General features: G+C 67.3%; 1 protein-coding gene. It reads left to right on the forward strand.

Annotated features, from left to right (window positions below):
- A partial coding sequence (locus GV818_RS33870; protein WP_161778761.1) for a sigma-54 factor interaction domain-containing protein occupies positions 1–413 on the forward strand: 413 nt, incomplete at both ends.

Below are 413 nucleotides of genomic sequence, written 5' to 3' on the forward strand. Positions count from 1 at the left end.
GCTCACTTCCGAAAACCTGCGGTTGCGTGAAGCGCTGCAGGGACGGCAGGCGTACCCGTTGATCGGCCAGAGCGCCGTCATGCAGAACGTGCGCCGGCTCGTCACCGCGCTGGCGCCGACCGATGCCGACATCCTCGTCACGGGCGAGACCGGCTCGGGCAAGGAAGTGCTCGCGCGCGCCATTCACGAAGGCAGCCGACGTCGCGGGCCGTTCGTTGCGCTGAACTGCGCGGCGTTGCCGGAATCCGTGTTCGAGAGCGAGATGTTTGGCCACGAGGCGGGCGCCTTCACGGGCGCCGACCGCCGCCGCATCGGCAAGATGGAATACGCAGATGGCGGCACGCTGTTCCTCGATGAAATCGAATCGATGCCGCTGTCGCTGCAGGCCAAGCTGCTGCGCGCGCTGCAGGAAC

This window comes from Pseudomonas sp. Fl4BN1 (assembly GCF_009908285.1).
Taxonomy (GTDB): domain Bacteria; phylum Pseudomonadota; class Gammaproteobacteria; order Pseudomonadales; family Pseudomonadaceae; genus Aquipseudomonas.